General features: G+C 40.9%; 18 protein-coding genes, 1 pseudogene and 1 riboswitch. Of the genes and pseudogenes, 7 read left to right on the forward strand and 12 right to left on the reverse strand.

The genetic code is table 11. From position 1 onward, the window contains the following. Nucleotides 1–183: 183 nt before the first annotated feature. The 3 genes from QOW94_RS09990 to QOW94_RS10000 are packed head-to-tail and all read right to left on the reverse strand — an operon-like array spanning nucleotide 184 to nucleotide 2,166. Nucleotides 184–1,209 (reverse strand): hypothetical protein, encoded by a 1,026-nt coding sequence (locus QOW94_RS09990; protein WP_283680292.1) that lies wholly within the window; start codon nucleotides 1,207–1,209, stop codon nucleotides 184–186. A 26-nt stretch (nucleotides 1,210–1,235) separates the two neighbouring features. After that, nucleotides 1,236–1,850 carry a cation efflux transmembrane domain-containing protein gene (locus QOW94_RS09995; RefSeq protein ID WP_283680294.1) on the reverse strand — a complete coding sequence of 205 codons (615 nt, stop codon included), beginning with the start codon at nucleotides 1,848–1,850 and terminating at the stop codon, nucleotides 1,236–1,238. After that, entirely contained in the window at nucleotides 1,840–2,166 is a 327-nt protein-coding gene (locus tag QOW94_RS10000; RefSeq protein WP_283680295.1) for an ArsR/SmtB family transcription factor, read from the reverse strand. The genes QOW94_RS09995 and QOW94_RS10000 overlap by 11 nt, the downstream gene beginning before the upstream one ends. 135 nt (nucleotides 2,167–2,301) lie before the next feature. On the opposite strand from QOW94_RS10000, the gene QOW94_RS10005 reads away from it, so the two are divergent. The 3 genes from QOW94_RS10005 (at nucleotide 2,302) to QOW94_RS10015 (ending at nucleotide 3,376) form a co-directional block, all read left to right on the forward strand. Further along, the gene (locus tag QOW94_RS10005) at nucleotides 2,302–2,754 is read left to right on the forward strand and encodes a hypothetical protein (RefSeq protein WP_283680296.1); all 453 of its coding nucleotides are present in this window, start codon (nucleotides 2,302–2,304) and stop codon (nucleotides 2,752–2,754) included. A gap of 68 nt (nucleotides 2,755–2,822) precedes the next feature. Next, nucleotides 2,823–3,119 (forward strand): rhodanese-like domain-containing protein, encoded by a 297-nt coding sequence (locus tag QOW94_RS10010; RefSeq protein WP_283680297.1) that lies wholly within the window; start codon nucleotides 2,823–2,825, stop codon nucleotides 3,117–3,119. Then, nucleotides 3,119–3,376, forward strand: coding sequence for a metal-sensitive transcriptional regulator (locus QOW94_RS10015; RefSeq protein ID WP_283680298.1), 258 nt, complete (start codon nucleotides 3,119–3,121; stop codon nucleotides 3,374–3,376). Before QOW94_RS10010 ends, QOW94_RS10015 begins: the two co-directional genes overlap by 1 nt. A 128-nt stretch (nucleotides 3,377–3,504) precedes the next feature. On the opposite strand, the gene QOW94_RS10020 is transcribed toward QOW94_RS10015, so the two are convergent. The 5 genes from QOW94_RS10020 to scrK form a co-directional block, all read right to left on the reverse strand. Beyond that, nucleotides 3,505–5,856, reverse strand: a complete 2,352-nt coding sequence (locus QOW94_RS10020) for a nitric-oxide reductase large subunit (RefSeq protein WP_283680299.1) — start codon at nucleotides 5,854–5,856, stop codon at nucleotides 3,505–3,507. Between the two features lie 219 nt (nucleotides 5,857–6,075). Continuing rightward, entirely contained in the window at nucleotides 6,076–6,546 is a 471-nt protein-coding gene (locus tag QOW94_RS10025; RefSeq protein WP_283680300.1) for a glutathione peroxidase, read from the reverse strand. Nucleotides 6,547–6,631: 85 nt separating this feature from the next. After that, on the reverse strand, nucleotides 6,632–7,978 hold the full coding sequence (locus QOW94_RS10030) for a glucose-6-phosphate isomerase (protein ID WP_283680301.1): 1,347 nt from the start codon (nucleotides 7,976–7,978) through the stop codon (nucleotides 6,632–6,634). Between the two features lie 23 nt (nucleotides 7,979–8,001). Then, nucleotides 8,002–8,745, reverse strand: a complete 744-nt coding sequence (locus tag QOW94_RS10035) for a DUF6198 family protein (protein WP_283680302.1) — start codon at nucleotides 8,743–8,745, stop codon at nucleotides 8,002–8,004. A 14-nt stretch (nucleotides 8,746–8,759) separates the two neighbouring features. After that, the gene (gene scrK, locus QOW94_RS10040; RefSeq protein ID WP_283680303.1) at nucleotides 8,760–9,635 is read right to left on the reverse strand and encodes a fructokinase ScrK; all 876 of its coding nucleotides are present in this window, start codon (nucleotides 9,633–9,635) and stop codon (nucleotides 8,760–8,762) included. A 213-nt stretch (nucleotides 9,636–9,848) separates the two neighbouring features. Here scrK and yaaA point away from each other — a divergent pair, with 213 nt between their 5' ends. Together yaaA and QOW94_RS10050 are read left to right on the forward strand one after the other, a co-directional pair. Further along, nucleotides 9,849–10,601 (forward strand): peroxide stress protein YaaA, encoded by a 753-nt coding sequence (yaaA, locus tag QOW94_RS10045; protein WP_283680304.1) that lies wholly within the window; start codon nucleotides 9,849–9,851, stop codon nucleotides 10,599–10,601. Nucleotides 10,602–10,971: 370 nt separating this feature from the next. After that, entirely contained in the window at nucleotides 10,972–11,703 is a 732-nt protein-coding gene (locus tag QOW94_RS10050; protein WP_283680305.1) for an MIP/aquaporin family protein, read from the forward strand. A gap of 66 nt (nucleotides 11,704–11,769) precedes the next feature. Here the strand turns inward: QOW94_RS10050 and QOW94_RS10055 are convergent, their stop codons facing one another. The 3 genes and pseudogenes from QOW94_RS10055 to QOW94_RS10065 form a co-directional block, all read right to left on the reverse strand. Further along, nucleotides 11,770–12,459 carry a 2,3-diphosphoglycerate-dependent phosphoglycerate mutase gene (locus QOW94_RS10055; protein ID WP_283680306.1) on the reverse strand — a complete coding sequence of 230 codons (690 nt, stop codon included), beginning with the start codon at nucleotides 12,457–12,459 and terminating at the stop codon, nucleotides 11,770–11,772. A 77-nt stretch (nucleotides 12,460–12,536) separates the two neighbouring features. Next, nucleotides 12,537–13,577, reverse strand: a pseudogene (locus QOW94_RS10060) (AI-2E family transporter). 17 nt (nucleotides 13,578–13,594) lie between these two features. Beyond that, nucleotides 13,595–14,545, reverse strand: a complete 951-nt coding sequence (locus QOW94_RS10065) for a hypothetical protein (protein ID WP_283680308.1) — start codon at nucleotides 14,543–14,545, stop codon at nucleotides 13,595–13,597. A gap of 137 nt (nucleotides 14,546–14,682) precedes the next feature. Between QOW94_RS10065 and QOW94_RS10070 the strand changes: the two genes are divergently transcribed. After that, nucleotides 14,683–15,858 (forward strand): SAM-dependent methyltransferase, encoded by a 1,176-nt coding sequence (locus QOW94_RS10070; protein ID WP_283680309.1) that lies wholly within the window; start codon nucleotides 14,683–14,685, stop codon nucleotides 15,856–15,858. Between the two features lie 448 nt (nucleotides 15,859–16,306). Here the strand turns inward: QOW94_RS10070 and QOW94_RS10075 are convergent, their stop codons facing one another. Beyond that, nucleotides 16,307–17,080 carry a (S)-acetoin forming diacetyl reductase gene (locus QOW94_RS10075; RefSeq protein WP_283680310.1) on the reverse strand — a complete coding sequence of 258 codons (774 nt, stop codon included), beginning with the start codon at nucleotides 17,078–17,080 and terminating at the stop codon, nucleotides 16,307–16,309. A 150-nt stretch (nucleotides 17,081–17,230) separates the two neighbouring features. Continuing rightward, nucleotides 17,231–17,327, forward strand: a riboswitch (TPP riboswitch). A gap of 40 nt (nucleotides 17,328–17,367) precedes the next feature. Between QOW94_RS10075 and thiW the strand changes: the two genes are divergently transcribed. Further along, on the forward strand, nucleotides 17,368–17,853 hold the full coding sequence (gene thiW, locus QOW94_RS10080; RefSeq protein WP_283680311.1) for an energy coupling factor transporter S component ThiW: 486 nt from the start codon (nucleotides 17,368–17,370) through the stop codon (nucleotides 17,851–17,853). Nucleotides 17,854–17,983: the final 130 nt, after the last annotated feature.

Raw genomic sequence — 17,983 nt, forward strand, 5'->3', positions numbered from 1 at the left:
GACATCTGTTTTCCTCTTTTCTAAATGGTTTGTGGTGAATTCATTATAGCAAAAGGGACAGGTGTCCTTTTGCGTCCAAAAAAATAGTGCGATAGATTTCTCTATCACACTAAAAAGTGTACAGCCTAAATAAGCAATAAAGAGGTTCTCATCGATATTCGTCGGTGAGAACCTCTTTATTGCTTAAATATGGTTTCTCTTTTTCCACAAATCAAAGGAAACAATTTTGGCTGTATCAACCACTTGCTTTTCATTTGGATCAAAATTAGGATCAACTAATTTCATCCCTAATATCTTCTCTGCACTATAATTAGCTGGGTCCCCTGCCAGCCGTTCCATTGTTGCTGAAGTTTCAATCGCCATCTGCCCCATAAGATAGGCAACTCCAGTCGGAATAGCCTTTTTACCGGCAGCAAAATCAAAGAACCTGACCAGAACCGGCCTAATATTTGCATACTCGGTAAACGGAATCACCATATTCTTAACAAACCAACCTGTCAAAACATCTTTCTCTGCCTTAGTTGACCAGTTTGCAGGCGTCTCTCGATGATAGTTGTACATTGCCTGCGCAAAATTCATCACATAAAATTTCACCTGTTCTGCCTTTAAACTGGCCATTATCCCCTTTCGGCGTTCGCTGACAAAAAATCTTTTGCAAAGGGAGAGGCACTGCTGGCAAACCTCATTATATTCACTTCTGTTCCAAGGCTTGATGCTTGTCCCGACTGCCCCATCAAGTATGTAAAAACTGGTGTCGATTCCAACTCCCTCGTAGTTACCGATTGCTGAGATTGTCCCAGAATCGGCGCTTATGTCTGCACTCTTTGAATACATATAACTATCAAGAAAGGTCATTGCACTTTTAAAATCACCTTCAGTAATTGATGGCAAAACCTGTTCGTCATACCCCCACTGAAGAAAATTCTTAATTACTAAATATCCCTTTGCAACCTCATGATTATCAGTGCCCCGATTACCTTCAGAACCTAAAAGCGTTTCGATGCCGTGAAAAACGTCGCTAAACGTCCAGCTCCCCATATCAATTGTCCCAAACAATCTAACTGAAGCCACAAAATTAGTAATCACCATTTTCTTTTGAAATTCACTGACACCCCGAATACCACGAATTCTATCGTCGTTTCTAAGTTGTACCCAGAATTTGCTTACATCATTGTTAGCCTGTTCAACTAAATCAGACTTTTCGTTCATTGTGCATCCATCCCCCTATTTACATTCTATTCTAACGCTTCTTGAATGGACTCCCAACCCTCACTAGCAATAAAGTAGACTAACGCTAAGGCAGCAATCGAATCTGCCCACCACCAGCCAAAGAAAGCGTTTAAAAGAGCCCCTATCAAAACTGTGGCTGCCATATAGGCGCAGGTGATATTACATAACCCATCCTCCACCAAAGCGGCTGACCCCGCTGCTTGGCCAATGTGGCGCTTGATAATCGCCAGAATTGGCATCAAAAATACCGAAGCAACTGCGATTGCAATTCCACTTGCACTAGTATCTGGCTTAATCCTATTTAGTAAATTAAATACTGACACGCCGATCACATATACCGCAAGGAGTATCAAGATAACCCCCACTACCATTGATGACCTTTTTTCTGCCATAGCAACCGTGCTACTATCAGCTCCATTTTGTTCCTTCTTCAATCGCCAAATAAGGGTCCCCCCAGAAATCGTTTCGAGAACGCTATCCAATCCAAATGCAATCAGTAAGACTGAGCCAGCCTGCACTCCTGATGCAAAGCCAACAACAAATTCAAAGGCCATCCAAACAGTCGAAAAATACTCAACGAGCAGGCCGTGCTTAATAGCAACTGAATTACTACTCTCCATGCTGTTTCCCCCTTAAAACATGATCCGTATGATCAATCATCTCATCAACAACATCGATGATATGAGGGTCAGTTAATTTATAATAAATTTGCTTTCCATCCCGAGTAGATTGAACTAACTGGTGTTCGCGCAACGTTGCCAAATGGTGCGAAACAACTGATTGTTCAACTCCCAATAACTCTCCAAGCTGGCTAACGTTTAATTCAGTTTTTTCAAGAGCCTTTAGCATTATGAGTCTCACCGGATTTCCTAAAATCTTAAAGATCCGTACCGATTCATTCAAGTGCCGTTCTTCAATAATGGCATTTTTATCCATACACATGTCATTCCTTTCATATGAACACAATAACATATGTTATTCAATAAAAGAATATAAATTATTAAAATTTAGTTTCATCCCCCACCCTTCATCGTTTCCTAGCTTAAAATACTATCAAAGGGGGGTAATCACATGTCATTTAAATCCACGCTGACCAAACTAAGTGTCCTACTACTAAGCTGCTTTTTCCTGCTAATCGCAATTTTAGTCACAATCCAGTTGATTACGGGACCGGGGGTAAACTACTCATTCCAACAAATACTGTTCATCGCAGCAATCTACATCTGTTCATTCTCTGCAATCGGTGCAACCTGTTCACTGTTTCAAATCGCTAAGATTGCAACTGAAGAACCGTTTCCAACTGCAAAATTTGCAAGGCTGATCAATCATATCAAACTAGCATTATTCGTCATCTTTATCGCTTTTCTGGGCTTTTTGCCACTATGCTACACAAACGCTAAGGACTCCGGTGCCCCCGGAATCCTACTGATTGGAACCGCCCTCGACATTATCCCATTGGGTCTGATTGGATTAGTTCAACTTTTTAGCGATATCATCATCAATAACGATAAATCAAACCACTAAAGTTAACTTGCATGAACATACCCCCGGGGGTATTATTGAATGCAGATAATAACTTTGGAGGCTTTTTTATGATTGATTCAATTTCAAACCAAGATTTTTTTAATAAGGAACATAATTCGGACATCACCGTAATTGATGTTCGAGAAAGCTTTGAGTTTAACGCTGGCCACATCCCTGGGGCTACTAATTTCCCCTTAACTACCCTAGCTAATGACTTCTCAAAGCTAAACAAAAACACTCATTACTACGTCATCTGTCGTTCCGGTAACCGCTCTGCTACTGCCTGCAACTTTCTTGGCAGTAAAGGATTCAACGTCACCAACGTTGAGGGTGGCATGATTGCTTGGAAGGGTGAAGTTGCCTAATGACTGATAAAGATACAATCAGTAATCGACTCAAACGTGCTGAGGGTCAACTACGTGGGATTCAAAAAATGTTGACTGATGATAGTGACTGTATGAGCGTCATTACCCAGCTCAGTGCGGTTCGTTCTAGCGTTGATCGAACTATTGGCATTATTGTGGCTGATAATCTCAAGGAGTGCCTCGAGCATCCAACTGCTAACAGTGCGGAACAGTCAGCAAAGATTGATGAAGCAATTAAACTAATCATCAAGAAATAGTAACAAAATCATTCTTCTTTAAGAACATCAAAAAGTGGCACTGCTAATTTCAAGAATCTGAAATTAGCAGTACCACTTTTATTTACCTGTTGCAGGCATTGTATGTTAGAACCAACGTTCCTTCAAGTTTAATTTTTAAGCTCAGCAGCATCTTCCTTTTCTGCTTCTTCACCCATCTTAACCAGAGCTTTTTCCGCAGCAGCATTATCGTCTTTCTTCAAGTTGAAGAAACCTTTAACAACAATGTACAACAGAATCAAGACTCCAGCGGTAAAGATCAAATCAGGCGCCATCCGAGCCCATAAGAACTTAGACACTAATGGCTCATGGTAGAAACTAGTCTGGCGAGCGTGCCAGTACCCGTTTTTCAATGCGTCGATCAACTGAATCTGACCAACAGGCATCAGCGTAATGAATACCATCCCAGCTAAACCAATATTGGTGAGCCAAGCAGCCCAACGAACTAGTTTTTCAACCTTAGGAGACCAAAATTCCTTCTTGGTAATATTTCTCATCGTATAAAGTAAAATTGCGATTGAGAACATCCCGTAAACTCCGGCCATTGACGCGTGGGCATGGGCAGAAGTCCATTGAGTACCGTGTTCGAAGTAGTTGATTGCAGGTGCGTTGATCAAGAAGCCAAGAGCACCGGCACCAACAGCGTTCCAGATACCTGTCCACATAAGGAAGATAAATGTTCCTTTATATGGAAATTCAATCTTAGTGTCCTTGTAAACTCGATAATGAGTGTATGCTTCCCATACCAGCAAGCAAAGTGGCACAATTTCTAGGGCTGAGAAACAGGCACCCAGTGCGAGCCAGATTGAATGGTCACCTTGCCAGAAGTAATGGTGTCCCATTCCAACGACTCCAGAACCAAGCAATAGAATAACTTGGAAGTAGAGAGCCCGAACGGTTGACCGTACCGTGGTCAGTTTCATATCCACCATCAACCAACCAATCAAAATAACGGCAAACGATTCGAAGATTCCTTCAACCCAAAGGTGAACGATCCACCAACGCCAATAATCAGCGAAGGTAACGTGTGAGTTAGGCAAAATGATTAGCGATGCCAAGTAAAAGGCTGGAATTGCGATTGCCCCACAGAATAGGAGGGTAGTTAAACGAGTTCGGTCGTAGTCCAACCTTCTCTTCATCGCTGGAATGAACCCTCTCATCAAAATAATGATCCAGAGAACCATCGCCAGTATGAAGACAACTTGCCAGAACTTCCCTAATTCTAGGTATTCCCAGCCAAAGTTACCGAATAACCACCAGTTCTTGTTAAAGACACCCAAAACTGAGCCCCATTCACCAAGCATTGAACCACCGATACAGATAATCAGACCAACAAACAATAGGTCGACCAATAGTCCTTGCCGTTTTGGCTCTCGCCGGAGCACTCGCGGCACAATGTAAATACCAGTTGCCAGCCAAGTAGTAGCAACCCAGAAGATAACCAACTGAAGGTGCCAACTCTTGGCAACGTTAAACGGCCAAATATACTGCAGTGGGATTCCAAAGAACTCGTTTTCCACGTAGTAGTGAGACATTAACTCACCCATTAAAATCTGCAGCAGGAACATCAGCATAACGATTACAAAGTACTTTGCAAACTTGCGTTGACTGCTTGTGATCGGCACATCCGCATTAACCTTTACCGGCTCATTTGGCAAGTAGCGCGAATCCATATCGAATTGGTAACGACGTTGGAAGTAAATAATTACTCCAACCCCAACAACTAGCAATGCAACGGAAATTGCTGTCCAAATCATGGCTTCAGCCGGCATTACATTACCAGCATCGAGGTCATACGGCCAGTTATTCGTGTACGTAAAGTCCCTTCCTGGTCGGTTGGTTGATGACAACCATGCTCCCCAGAAGAAGAAGTTGGTTAATTGTTCAATCTTATTTCCCTTGTACATGAAGGCATCTGTCTTAGTCTGGTTGATCATTGACTTAGGCAGTCCAGCCTGTTCAGGGTTATTAACAAATTCCTTCTTGTAGTATCTCTGCAGTTTTTGTAAACCAGCAGCCTGAGCTGAGGTTAACGTCAAAGTCTTTTTAGCGGCATCGTAACGGTTAACCTTAATCTCTTTCTTAACCTTTGCTTTAATACCACCCTGTTTTAAATCAGATAATTGCTTAAAATCCTTCTTGTAGAGCTTTTGAGCATAATACTGATTCATTCCTCCAAGATACACGTGCAGCGCTTGCGCAGTGTAATCTGGACCAATATAAGAACCATTCCCCAAATAAGTTCCGTAATCCGCAAGCCCATATTTTTCATAGACAGCTTGACCAGACAATAAAGAATGTTTTGAAATAAGTTCAGTTCCATTCTGGTCAACCACTTTTGCGGGTCTTGGGGCTTCATTCTTAAAAATCAAGAATCCACCGGCAATCAATATTGAAAATGCAGTGACTAACGTTATTAACAATACTTTTGTTAGTCGCTTATAGCTATACGATTTATTCATGTTACTCCCTCCCCCATATAAAACTCTTATAACTACGCCTACATAATATCATTTAATTTGAAAGCGGTTAAGTAATTATATTCTTTTTCACAAACTTTTTTTATTCTGTTTTTATATAAGGATTTATTAAATTGATTTCACAAACAAAAACCGCAAATTTTTCCAATAATTGAAAAAATCTGCGGCTAATTGACCGGATATTATTTATAGTGACACCAACTAGGCTTTCAATGCAGCCACGATATCCGACTCCATCTTTTCTGGCTTAGTAATTGGCGCATAGCGCTTAACTAGCTTCCCGTTACGATCAACTAGAAACTTAGTAAAATTCCACTTGATTCGCCCATTATGGGACTCTTCCTTGAGGTGAGTAAACAGCGGATCCTCGTCGTCACCATTGACCCTTACTCGCTTAGTCATCGGAAAAGTTACTCCGTAATGAACCTGGCAGTAATCACTGGTCTCCTCATCAGTCTCCAACTCTTGTTTGAACTGGTTTGAAGGAATTCCGATTACTTCTAGACCTTCGTCATGATATTTCTTGTATAAATCTTCGAGTCCCTCTAATTGTGGTGCGAACCCACACTTACTTGCGGTATTTACCACGATCAACACCTTACCTCGGTATTGGTCAAAATCAATCTCTTGCCCACTCATTTCAGTTTCCTTGAAATCATACAATGATGCCATCTAAGTCTACCGCCTTTCGTTAGTGCAAAATCTAATTTGTTTGTCCATTAATATACCACTAACGCTATCAAACAACAAACCGAAATCAAAGTCGTTGATTAAGCTCTTTACCTAGTTCCTCGAATCCAGGTTTGCCCAGCAAAGCAAACATATTCTTTTTATAAGCCTCAACCCCCGGTTGGTTAAATGGGTTGATGCCATTAAGATAACCGGAAACAGCAACGGCAACTTCAAAGAAGTAAATCAAGTACCCTAACGTGTATGGCGTCTGATCCGGTATGTGAATGCTCATGTTTGGAACATTCCCGTCGGTGTGAGCAAGGGTCACCCCTTCAAATGCCTTTGTATTGGCAAAACTCATCGTGTGCCCTTCAAGGTATTTCAATCCATCAAGATTGTCCTTTTCAGAAGGAATATCCATATCATGATTTGGCTTGTCAACAACCACTACTGTCTCCATCAAGTTTCTAAGGCCTTCTTGAATGTACTGACCTAGTGAATGCAAATCGGTTGAAAAGTTTGCGGACGAAGGATAAATTCCCTTCTCGTCCTTACCTTCAGATTCACCCATTAGTTGCTTCCACCATTCAGCTAAGTACTGCATATTAGGCTCATAATTTTCCAGTAGTTCAGTGGTATACCCTTTGCGATACAAAATATTTCTCAGAGCGGCATACTGGTAGGCCTCGTTATTGGCTAAATTTTCGTCTGTGTAAGCCGTTTGGGCATCTGCAGCTCCTTGCATCAAATCATCAATACTTGCGCCAGAAACGGCAATTGGTAGCAATCCAACCGGGCTTAGTACTGAGTACCGACCACCAACTCCATCTGGAATAACAAATGTTTCATAACCATTAGCAATTGCTTCTTCACGCAAAGCCCCACGTTGCTTATCAGTAGTTGCGTAGATTCTTTGATTTGCGCCGTCCAAGCCGTACTTTTCAATAAGCCGTTCCTTGAAGATTCTAAACGCAATTGAAGGTTCCGTGGTAGTCCCTGACTTGGAGATAACGTTAACTGAAAAATCACGATCACCAATCAAATTCAGTAAATCATACACATACGATGGACTGAGTGAATTGCCGGCGAAAAACACTTGTGGAAATTCCCGCTGATCATCTGGTAAGTAGTTAAAGAATGTATCGTGAAGAAAGTCGACTGCCATCTTGGCTCCAAGGTAGGAACCACCAATTCCAATCACAACTAATACTTTTGAATCACCCTGGATTTTTTTAGCAGCGGCCTTAATTCGAGCAAATTCATCCTTGTCAAAATCAGTTGGTAACGTCAACCAATCCCGAAAATCACTGCCTGCTCCGGTCCCCTTGCGGAGCTCACTGTCTGCAGCTGTGACCATTGCTTGCATTTCACCTAATTCATTATCATGCACAAACTTATCTAGTTTTGAACTATCAAATTTAATATGAGCCAATTTATTTCTCTCCAATCAAATGGTTAGTCTTTGTCACCAACGTTTAACGCCTGGTGCTTGAGCCGTGGGAACACTCGAGTATCAGCAATTCCCGTAATTCCTCCTTGGAATAAGAAGGCAAAGATCGTTCCCAATCCAAAGTTAGTAAACTGTCTTGTGATAATAAAGGCCAGAATCGCCATCAATGTTGGCGGAATATACGATGCCCACATTGCTATATTGGCATTGCCCTTGAAATATTTAAACCTTAAAATCTGCATCAAATCATCAGCAGGGTGCAAAACCAAGTTGACCCGTTGATAAATTGAAATAGCCGTTCCAATCAGCGCAACCCCGAAAAAGTTTAGAACGATATAAAAAATAATCATCCCGACCGAGTTTGCATCTGGTAATCCTTTGAAAAATGCATACTTCCCCATGAAAAAGTCCTGAAAGATTTGAATCAACCCCGAAAATGGCACCATAAAGATCAAATTTCCTAGTGCTCGTCCCCACTCCCACTTACCAACTAGAATAGCGTTAAGTACTGTATTAAGAATTCCAATAATTAGGAATGTCCAGAAAAGGTTCCAGCCAAACGCAACACTTAGATTGGCTTCAGCAGCTGTCCAGTACGCTGAGCCTAAATAGGATGGGTGAATTTTTGCACTAGTCACTAAAGTCAACACGTTCCCCGCCGAGTTGATCACAAGTGACAAAATAAAAAACATAATTGATTGAGTCATCGAAATCGTTCGGTGACTATTGATTGTATTCGCGTTTGTCATTTTTGAAACTCTCCTTACTTATTGTATTCCTTGAGAGCCATCGCAAAATCACCAACAGTTGCTGAACCATTGTTTTTAACTAGTGGCATTACAAGATATTCCTTGAGGTCCCCTACCTCAACATAGTCATTCATCAAGTCAGCAAATTGTTCTCTGACCTTATCTAAGAAGGCTTCACTCATAACTCCACCTCCAAAAACAATTTTCCCTGGACGCATCGATAACGTAATTTGAAGGGCAGCTTGGGCAATATAGTACGCCATGATGTCCCAAACATGATCAGTCAACGGCACATCTTTTCCCTTCTTACCTAATCGTGCATCAAATGTTGGTCCTGAAACCAATCCTTCCAAGCAGTCACCATGATAAGGACAAATTCCCGCAAAATCTAAATCATCTGGGTGGCGCTTCAATCTAACGTGGCCCATCTCTGGATGACCAAGTTCACCAATAAAGTTACCCTTGATAACAGTTCCTGCCCCGACACCAGTTCCAATCGTGAAGTAAGTCAGTGAGTCAACATGTTGGTTGAATAACGTTGCCATTATGTACTCACCATAAGCTGACCCATTTACATCGGTAGTGAAGAAAATCGGCACATCGATTTGTTTTTTGATAAAGCCAACAAAATCAGTATATGGCCAGTTTTTCTTTGGTGTGTTAGTAATAAATCCATATTGAGGATGGTTCTTTCTCAACTCGGCTGGTCCAAACGTAGAGATGGCAATTGCTTTAATATCATCAAATTGTTTAAAGTAATCCACCGTCTTCTGTAAAGTTTCTTCCGGCGTCGTTGTCGGAAATTGAGTTTGATCTAAAATTCGGTAATCCTCATTTCCAACTGCACAAACAAATTTGGTTCCCCCTGCTTCAACACTTCCTAATTTCATAGTACTTCCTCCTTTAACGATAAACGTTTGCATACTTGATAATACCCATTTTAAAGCGCATACATAAAAATGCAAGTAGTAAATTACGCAAACGTTTTCATAAACTCCATCTATCTTTGTCAGAACGCCAGTTTTCACAAACTAAAAAAATTTACTTGAATTATTTCTTCCAAACTGATTAGATTGACAATAGCAAATTACCCGGAGGATGACATGAAGTTTATAATTGCCCCTGCCAAAAAAATGACGGTGAATCCAGATGACTTTAATATTCAAGGTATGCCCGTGTTTATCGATAAAGCCCAACAAATTCTCACCAAACTAAAACAGCTTAGCTACGATGATGCCAAGAAGCTATGGCACACTAGTGATAAACTAACCCAGACTAATTACGATATTCTCCAACGAACCGACTTGACTGACCGCAAAGTACTTACTCCTGCTTTGATTAGTTACACAGGTATCCAGTATCAGTACATGGCTCCTAGCGTGTTCACCCACGAGCAGTTGGAGTACGTCCAAAATAATCTTCGTATTTTGTCTGGATTTTACGGTATTCTCCGACCATTTGACGGAATCGTTCCATACCGACTTGAGATGCAATCAAAACTAGAAGTAGCCGGAACCAGTTCAATTTATGACTTCTGGGGCGACAATATTTATAGTGAACTCACCAGTGGTTCTGCCGGTCCTATAATCAATCTGGCTTCGAAAGAATACGCCTCCGCAATAACGCCCTTTCTAACGGATAATGACACCATGATCTCAATCGACTTCAAACAGCGTGATGGTGACAAGCTCAAAACAAAAGCCACATTCGCTAAGATGGCTCGTGGCGAAATGGTGCGCTACGCTGCTGAGCACAACATTACATCCCCAGACCAATTGATCAAATTTGACCGGCTAGACTTCCACTTTGATGAAACTCTATCTAGCAATACCAATCTTGTTTTTATAAAAGAATAGCTTGCCACCATAGGGTGAAGGTGATTTAATTATTAGTGGACATCTGGTAATGGCATTACTAGCGTCATGATACGGAAATAGAATTTATTAACGAAATACTCAAACTATATAATTATCACTGACAAGCAACGGGAGCAGATATTTCCAATAGCTGAAATATCTGGTCTCATTTTTTATGGCCATTTTTACTAAAAGGTGTTGTACTTACTAAAAGTAAGTAGTATATTTAAAATATTCTTTTTTCGAGGTGATAATTGTGAAGATCTTTTCTTCATTTCATCGATGTCTCTAGGAGTTTCCTTAATCCTAGCGAGATGATGGAATGATCATTTCGCTCTTTTCTTAAATAAAATTGAAAGAGTTGAAAACAATGGAATACAGTTTAGTAATTAGAACAGCAGCAGAATTTATTGGAACAGCAATTTTAGTGTTATTAGGTAACGGTTCGGTAGCGGACGTTGACCTTAAAGGTACCAAGGGCAGCCAAGGTGGCTGGATTTTAATCGCCCTCGGATACGGTGCCGGGGTTATGATTCCCGTTATGATGTTTGGCTCAGTATCTGGCGCCCAAATTTATCCAGCAATGACGTTAGGATTAGCAGCTAATGGCCTCTTCCCTTGGTCAGAAGTTCTTCCTTACTTGATTGCCCAGATGTTGGGAGCGGTTTTTGGTCAGTTATTAGTAATCTGGAGCTACAAACCATATTATGACAAAACGGACAACCCCACCGCCATTCTAGGAACCTTCTCAACTATCGATAACGCTCACTCAAGACTTGATGGATTTATCAATGAATTTATTGGTACCTTCCTACTTGTGTTTGCCGCATTAGTAATTACCCATGAGCAAGCCTTCAAGAGCAACATTGGCGTTGCTAACCTCTCACTTGGATTCTTAGTAATGACATTGGTTGCATCACTTGGTGGGGCAACTGGTCCGGCGTTGAACCCTGCCAGAGACTTAGGTCCCCGAATTCTTCATGCCCTCTATCCTTTAAAATCGAAGGGTGACTCACAATGGAGTTATTCTTGGGTACCAGTGGTTGCACCGATTGCTGCTGGTCTTGTGGCTGCATTCTTATATAAAGTTATGTTTGCTTAATCACCGAAAATTTACAGCCAAACAAAAAAAAGCTCAACTCTTGCGAGTTGGGCTTTTTGATTGGAATTAACCAAGCTTTGTCTTGTTCAAAACATTCAACTTTTCGTCAAAGTCATAAACAACTGGTTGGCCAGTAGCCATTTCCAAGTTGATGATGTCTTCATCAGAAATGTTTTCAATGTACTTGCTCAATGCACGTAGTGAGTTACCGTGGGCAGCAATAACAACGTTCTTGCCGTCAAGCAACTTAGGTGCGATTTGGTCTTCCCAGAATGGCATAACTCTTTCAAGAGTAACCTTAAGGTTTTCACCACCAGGAACGATGTTTGGATCAAGATTTGCGTAACGACGGTCGTTAGCAGCTGAACCTTCATCACTTGCATCCAAAAGTGGAGGCAATACATCGTATGAACGACGCCAGATGTGAACTTGGTCTTCACCAAATTTTTCTGCGGCTTCTGCCTTGTTTTGGCCTTGCAAAGCACCATAATGACGTTCGTTCAAACGCCAAGTCTTAGTTTCTGGAATCCAGAGTTGGTCTGAATATTCCAAAGCGTAGTGTAAAGTCTTGATGGCACGAGTTAATACAGATGTAAATGCGTAGTCAAATTCAATACCGGCTTCTTTGATAAGCTTACCAGCGTTTTGAGCTTGCTTAACGCCTTCTTCACTTAAATCAACGTCTACCCAACCTGTGAATTGGTTAGATAAGTTCCATTCGCTTTGACCATGACGGATCAATACAAGTTTTGCCAAGATAATTACCTCTTTCTTTCTATATACTCCTTAGATTTTACACCAAATGAAAATATTTTTCGATAGCAATCCTAAAATTACCGCAGGACTTTGTGGTCGGAGTCAAACCCGTGATGGTACTTAACTCCCATTATATCAAGGAAGAAAGTGAATACTGGAACTCCGCAAATCAACCCCCACACACCAAAGAAATGTTCACCAATTAACAATACAACAAACGTGTAGAAAATCGGCAGGTTCGTTCTAGACGACATGAACTTAGGATTAAGGACGTATGCTTCCAATGCGTGGACAATGATAATCGTAATAATCAAATAGATAACATCCGTGATTCCGCCGACCGAGTACCCCACTAGGGACAGTGGAATAAATGAAATAATCACTCCAGCGACTGGAATCAAACTAAGAATAAAGATCATCACTGCTAGGACTGGAATTTGTGGTAAGTGCATAAACACCAGCACAATCGTGGTTAGAATAGTGTTGCAAATAGCGATGAAAAATTGCGCCTCAATAACCACTCCAAAAGTCGAAACAAACTTTTTACCAAAGTAAGCAAGATCAGAAAATAGCCAACTAACCTTACTATCAATAAACGACTGGGAAAAGCTTTGCATGGCGTTTTACTCAACAGTGAAAAAGTAACTCAACATTAACGATAGGAATAAAGTAACTCCCATTGTTGTTACGGTTGTAATCGAATGCCAAATCAGACCTACCCCATTTTTAACTTGGCTCATAATATGACTTTGTTGCACCATATCATTCAACCAGTGAAGGGTTTTGTCATCGGGTAGGTTCTTGGGATCACTGTAGAAATCTACCATTTGACCAATAAAATTAACTGACGAGTGAGCAAATTCCGGAATATATTTAGTTAAAGCGAGATACATGGCGAGAATAACTAGTAGGTACACCACTGTAACTATAATTCCAGCTGGAATTTTGATAAACCTTCTAACAAATCCCGTTAGTTTGACCACGAGTAGACAGAAGATAAACGTCAGTAAAATAATACTCATCATACTTCTGACCGCAATCAAAACCCCAATTATTCCTAACAACACAACAATTCTTCGCAGCGGCACGTTGTTAATAAATTTTTCCCACGTAGTCAATGGCATTCTCCTATCAATTACTTATTCAAGTTTTTCTTGGCGTATTCAGCGATTGTTTGGTTCTTATTGTAAGCACCCTTGATAACCTCAATGATGTCTTGATCACTAAATGCGTCTGGATTAACTCCTGCTTCCTTCAATTCTTGACGGGCAGTTAAAATCTGGGCTTTTTGAACTTGCTTACCGTTAACCTGCTTATCCTTTGGTTTTACGGTGTACTCATTTGAACCCTTGTAGTTCTTAGCAGCTTTCTTTTCTGCGGGTGTCAAACTGGTGTTGTTCTTGCTTGACCCCTTATCACTTTTAGAATCAGTACTACCACCACTAGTTACATTAGAATCAGACTGACTTCCTGAATTATCCTTTGAGTCATTATCATCATTAGTATCAGTACTTTGACTCTGGTTGCTCAAAGCAGCATTATTATTGGTCTGCAGTTGAACTACCTTTTGCAAGATATCTGTATAGTACGGTTGCTGGAAGTTCTTATCTTTAAGTAGCTTATTCAAAGTATCATTGGAATCAGCATATTGCTTATTCTTATTTTGTTCAAGAGCAGCAGTGTACGCAGCCGTATAACTCTTGACGTTTGCTTGAATCTTATCCAGCAGTTTGATCTGTGAATTAGCCCGGTCGACTAACTGCTCATTTCCCTTCTTAATTGCAGTAACTTCACGGTATTTATCCTGTGAATCCTTAAACTTTTTATTGTTCAACAGTTCATTGGCATCCATAAACTTACGGGTTTGATTCCGAAGTGTTTTCGCCTTTGTCCCGTTCGATTTCCGTTTCAAAGCATCTGAGAAAGACTTCTCAGCCCCCTTGTAGTCTTGATCAGAAATTTGGGCATTCCCCCTTTTGATTTCCTGGGTATATAGCTTTTCATTCTGAGTATGTCGCGCATATGCATAGCCACCGATTGACCCCGCAACAATAATTACGACAATAATCCATATCCATTTCTTCAAATTAAAACCCTCCTAATATTCAGTTCAAAACAATTATAACATTAAAGATTAACGACTAATAAACTTGAATTTACTAGTTTACTAATAATTAAAAAGCGTATAATGACCCTTGAAATCATTTTGAAAGGAACGGATCTATGCTTGAAAAACAATTCTACAAAACGCTCTTCAAAAAGTCATTCGATATGCCAGTCAAGGTTAATTATTGGGATGGCTCATCGGAAGTGTACGGAGATGGAACACCCCAAGTAGCGATCACTTTTCACGAACCTATTTCAATTAGAAGTGTAATGAAAAATGCATCGATTGCTCTTGGCGAAGCCTACATGGACGGTAGGATCGAAATCGACGGAAGTATTGAGGATTTGATATACTCCGCCTACCAAAGTGCTGAAAGTTTCTTGAGAAATAAGAAATACATTCGCTTTTTGCCAAAACAGTCGCACGACGAGGCTGAAAGTAAAGAAGATGTTCAGAATCACTACGACATTGGTAATGATTTCTACCGCTTATGGCTTGATGACACAATGACCTATTCATGTGCCTATTTTGAATCACCAGAGGATGATTTGAAAACTGCACAAATGAATAAGGTTGAACATATTTTGAAAAAACTGGAGCCCAAGCCAAGAAGAACCTTACTTGATATTGGTTGTGGTTGGGGGACTCTAATGTTAACTGCCGCTCAAAAGTACGATTTACGAGTTGTTGGTGTAACCTTAAGTCAGGAACAATACGATTACGTTAGCAAAAAAATCAAGCACCTTGGTTTGGAAGACGTTGCTGAAGTTCAACTGACTGACTACCGTGAGCTTGGCGATGCTAAGTTTGACTACATCACATCAGTTGGAATGTTCGAACACGTTGGTAAGGAAAACCTTGGCGAGTACTTTAAGGATGTTGCTCGATACTTAGCAGATGATGGAACCGCATTGATTCACGGAATCACTCGTCAACAAGGCGGTGCTTACAACGGTTGGATCAACAAGTGGATTTTCCCAGGTGGTTACATTCCTGGATTAACCGAAAATCTGGATCATATCATTGAGAACGGTATGCAGGTATATGACGTCGAGTCGTTAAGACGTCACTATCAAAAAACTACGGAAATTTGGGACGAAAACTTTTTAGCAGTCAAAGATAAAGTTAAAGAAATGTTTGATGAGAAGTTCGTCCGCATGTGGGACCTCTACCTTCAGGCCTGTGCCGCATCGTTTAAGTCCGGAAATATTGATGTCGTTCAATATTTGATGACTAAGGGTGCATCTGGGCATGAGTTGCCGATGACGAGAGATTATATGTATAAGAAGTAGAGTGCTGAACACCACGGTTAATCTTTGAGCACTAAATTGAAAATGAGGAGCGAGCAAACGAAGTGCGCGGTCGTCATTTTTATTTAGGTGAAAAGATTGTGGTGTGAAGCCGTTTTAGGTAGAGTGTGAGCCCCTTTGGGAGTCACTGAGCACTATAGGAATAACGGACTTTACAAGTGATTTTTCTTGTGAGGTCCGTTATTTTTATAGGCGGGAGAGTGAACCAGAAATCTTTGATTTCGTCTGTGAACCTTCACAAGGTTAACGCTAACTATTGAACACGCAGTGGAGATAGTCGCGATAACTACTGTGAGTGGCCGAAAAGGCGAACACATTTTAACTATGTACCAGCAAAGAAAGCAAGCAACCACATTGCACCCTCCTCACTTTCTACAAAATGAAAAAACGACCCGGCAATCGCCGAGTCGTTTTCAATATCATTATTTTTTTACTGGAACTGCATTCCACCATCAACAATCAATGTTTGACCAGTCATGTAATTTGAGTCTGAACCAGCAAGGAATGCTACTGCATTAGCAACGTCTTCGGGTTCTGACAATCGACCAAGTGCAATTCCATCTGAGAATGTTGACATTCCCCATTCATCACTCTTACCAGCATTTTGGCCAACCTCATGAGCAATATCAAACATCATTGGGGTCTTAACGATTCCTGGTGCAAATGCATTAACCGTAATATCTTCAGCCGCTAAATCACGAGCTGTAGTTTGAGTGATACCACGAATAGCAAATTTAGTTCCAACATAGAGGGCTAAGTTAGGATTACCAACAACTCCGGCTTGTGAAGTGGCGTTAATAATCTTACCACCATGTCCTAATTCCTTGAACGCCTTGTGAGCAGCTTGAGTTCCCCAGAGAACTCCACCAACGTTTACTTTATAAACCCATTCAAAATCATCGGGAGTGATTGTATCGATTGGGGTTGTTAGTCCAAGACCAGCGTTATTAACAATAACATCAAAGTCGCCAAACTTTTCCTTAGTTTCAGCAACTGCAGCAAAGACTTGATCACGGTCAGAAACATCAGCTTTAACAGCGATGGCCTTACCACCGTTATTGTTGATTTCATCAGCAACCTTTTGAACCTTGTCCAAGTGACGGCCAACAAGTGAAACTGCAAAACCATCTTTAGCTAATCTTTCTGCGATTGCTTGGCCGATTCCTTGACCCGCACCAGTAATCATTGCAACTTTTTCTGTCATTGTTATTTCCTCCAAGTTTTGTGAACTAATTAACAATGTAATCATATGCCCCCGTCGTCTGAAACACAATCCCCCAAAATTAAAAATCAATTTTCATTTTCGTTCCCATTCCAAATGCAAAAAATGGTACACTGATAAAAACAGAAACTTCGATGACATTAGGGGAGCCCTTGGCTGAGACGACTACGGTCGGACCCTTGAACTTGATCTGGTTAGCGCCGGCGGAAGAAAATGTCCATTTCAACCACAAGTCCCCCTTTGTCTTCGAACATTGGAGGACTTTTATTTTGAAACAAAATCGACTTTATCCGCTCGTATTAACTGCTATTTTTTCCGCTCTTGGAATCGTTGGCGGTAGTTTGTTTGAATTCAACATTGGGGTCGCAAAAGTTGCCCCAGTTCAACATCTGATTAACCTACTTTCTGGCGTTCTGCTTGGCCCCTGGTGGGCGGTTGCTCAAGCGTTCATCACATCCCTGCTTAGGAATATTATGGGAACCGGAACCGTTCTTGCCTTTCCTGGCAGCATGATTGGCGCATTTTTCGTTGGTTTATTTTTCAAACGAACAAAGAAACTTTGGCTAGCTGCTCTCGGCGAACTAATTGGAACCGGCGTTTTGGGGGCAATCGTTGCTTACCCACTGGCAGCTTGGCTAATGGGAACCAAAGGAGCCTTATATCTCTTCATTCCAAGCTTTTTCCTAAGTGCATTAGTTGGCGTTATTATTGGTTATATTGTGTTGAAAGCCTTGGCCAAACGAAATCGATTGTAATTAAAACAATCTAAGATTAGATCTAGATAGAGATGATTAACTTCATCCTCTATCTAGATTTTTTTAGTTACACTGAAGATGAACTTTAAGACCGAGCATGCTCCCTTGGACCTAGAGTCCCCAATTTAAA

The organism is Lentilactobacillus sp. Marseille-Q4993 (assembly GCF_951230165.1).
Lineage (GTDB): Bacteria > Bacillota > Bacilli > Lactobacillales > Lactobacillaceae > Lentilactobacillus.

Bases quoted from the DNA above. Each gene is read 5' to 3' on its own strand.
- QOW94_RS09990 (WP_283680292.1), bottom strand. From the start codon at position 1,209: ATGAACGAAAAGTCTGATTTAGTTGAACAGGCTAACAATGATGTAAGC.
- QOW94_RS09995 (WP_283680294.1), bottom strand. From the start codon at position 1,850: ATGGAGAGTAGTAATTCAGTTGCTATTAAGCACGGCCTGCTCGTTGAG.
- QOW94_RS10000 (WP_283680295.1), bottom strand. From the start codon at position 2,166: ATGGATAAAAATGCCATTATTGAAGAACGGCACTTGAATGAATCGGTA.
- QOW94_RS10005 (WP_283680296.1), top strand. From the start codon at position 2,302: ATGTCATTTAAATCCACGCTGACCAAACTAAGTGTCCTACTACTAAGC.
- QOW94_RS10010 (WP_283680297.1), top strand. From the start codon at position 2,823: ATGATTGATTCAATTTCAAACCAAGATTTTTTTAATAAGGAACATAAT.
- QOW94_RS10015 (WP_283680298.1), top strand. From the start codon at position 3,119: ATGACTGATAAAGATACAATCAGTAATCGACTCAAACGTGCTGAGGGT.
- QOW94_RS10020 (WP_283680299.1), bottom strand. From the start codon at position 5,856: ATGAATAAATCGTATAGCTATAAGCGACTAACAAAAGTATTGTTAATA.
- QOW94_RS10025 (WP_283680300.1), bottom strand. From the start codon at position 6,546: ATGGCATCATTGTATGATTTCAAGGAAACTGAAATGAGTGGGCAAGAG.
- QOW94_RS10035 (WP_283680302.1), bottom strand. From the start codon at position 8,745: ATGACAAACGCGAATACAATCAATAGTCACCGAACGATTTCGATGACT.
- scrK (WP_283680303.1), bottom strand. From the start codon at position 9,635: ATGAAATTAGGAAGTGTTGAAGCAGGGGGAACCAAATTTGTTTGTGCA.
- yaaA (WP_283680304.1), top strand. From the start codon at position 9,849: ATGAAGTTTATAATTGCCCCTGCCAAAAAAATGACGGTGAATCCAGAT.
- QOW94_RS10050 (WP_283680305.1), top strand. From the start codon at position 10,972: ATGGAATACAGTTTAGTAATTAGAACAGCAGCAGAATTTATTGGAACA.
- QOW94_RS10070 (WP_283680309.1), top strand. From the start codon at position 14,683: ATGCTTGAAAAACAATTCTACAAAACGCTCTTCAAAAAGTCATTCGAT.
- QOW94_RS10075 (WP_283680310.1), bottom strand. From the start codon at position 17,080: ATGACAGAAAAAGTTGCAATGATTACTGGTGCGGGTCAAGGAATCGGC.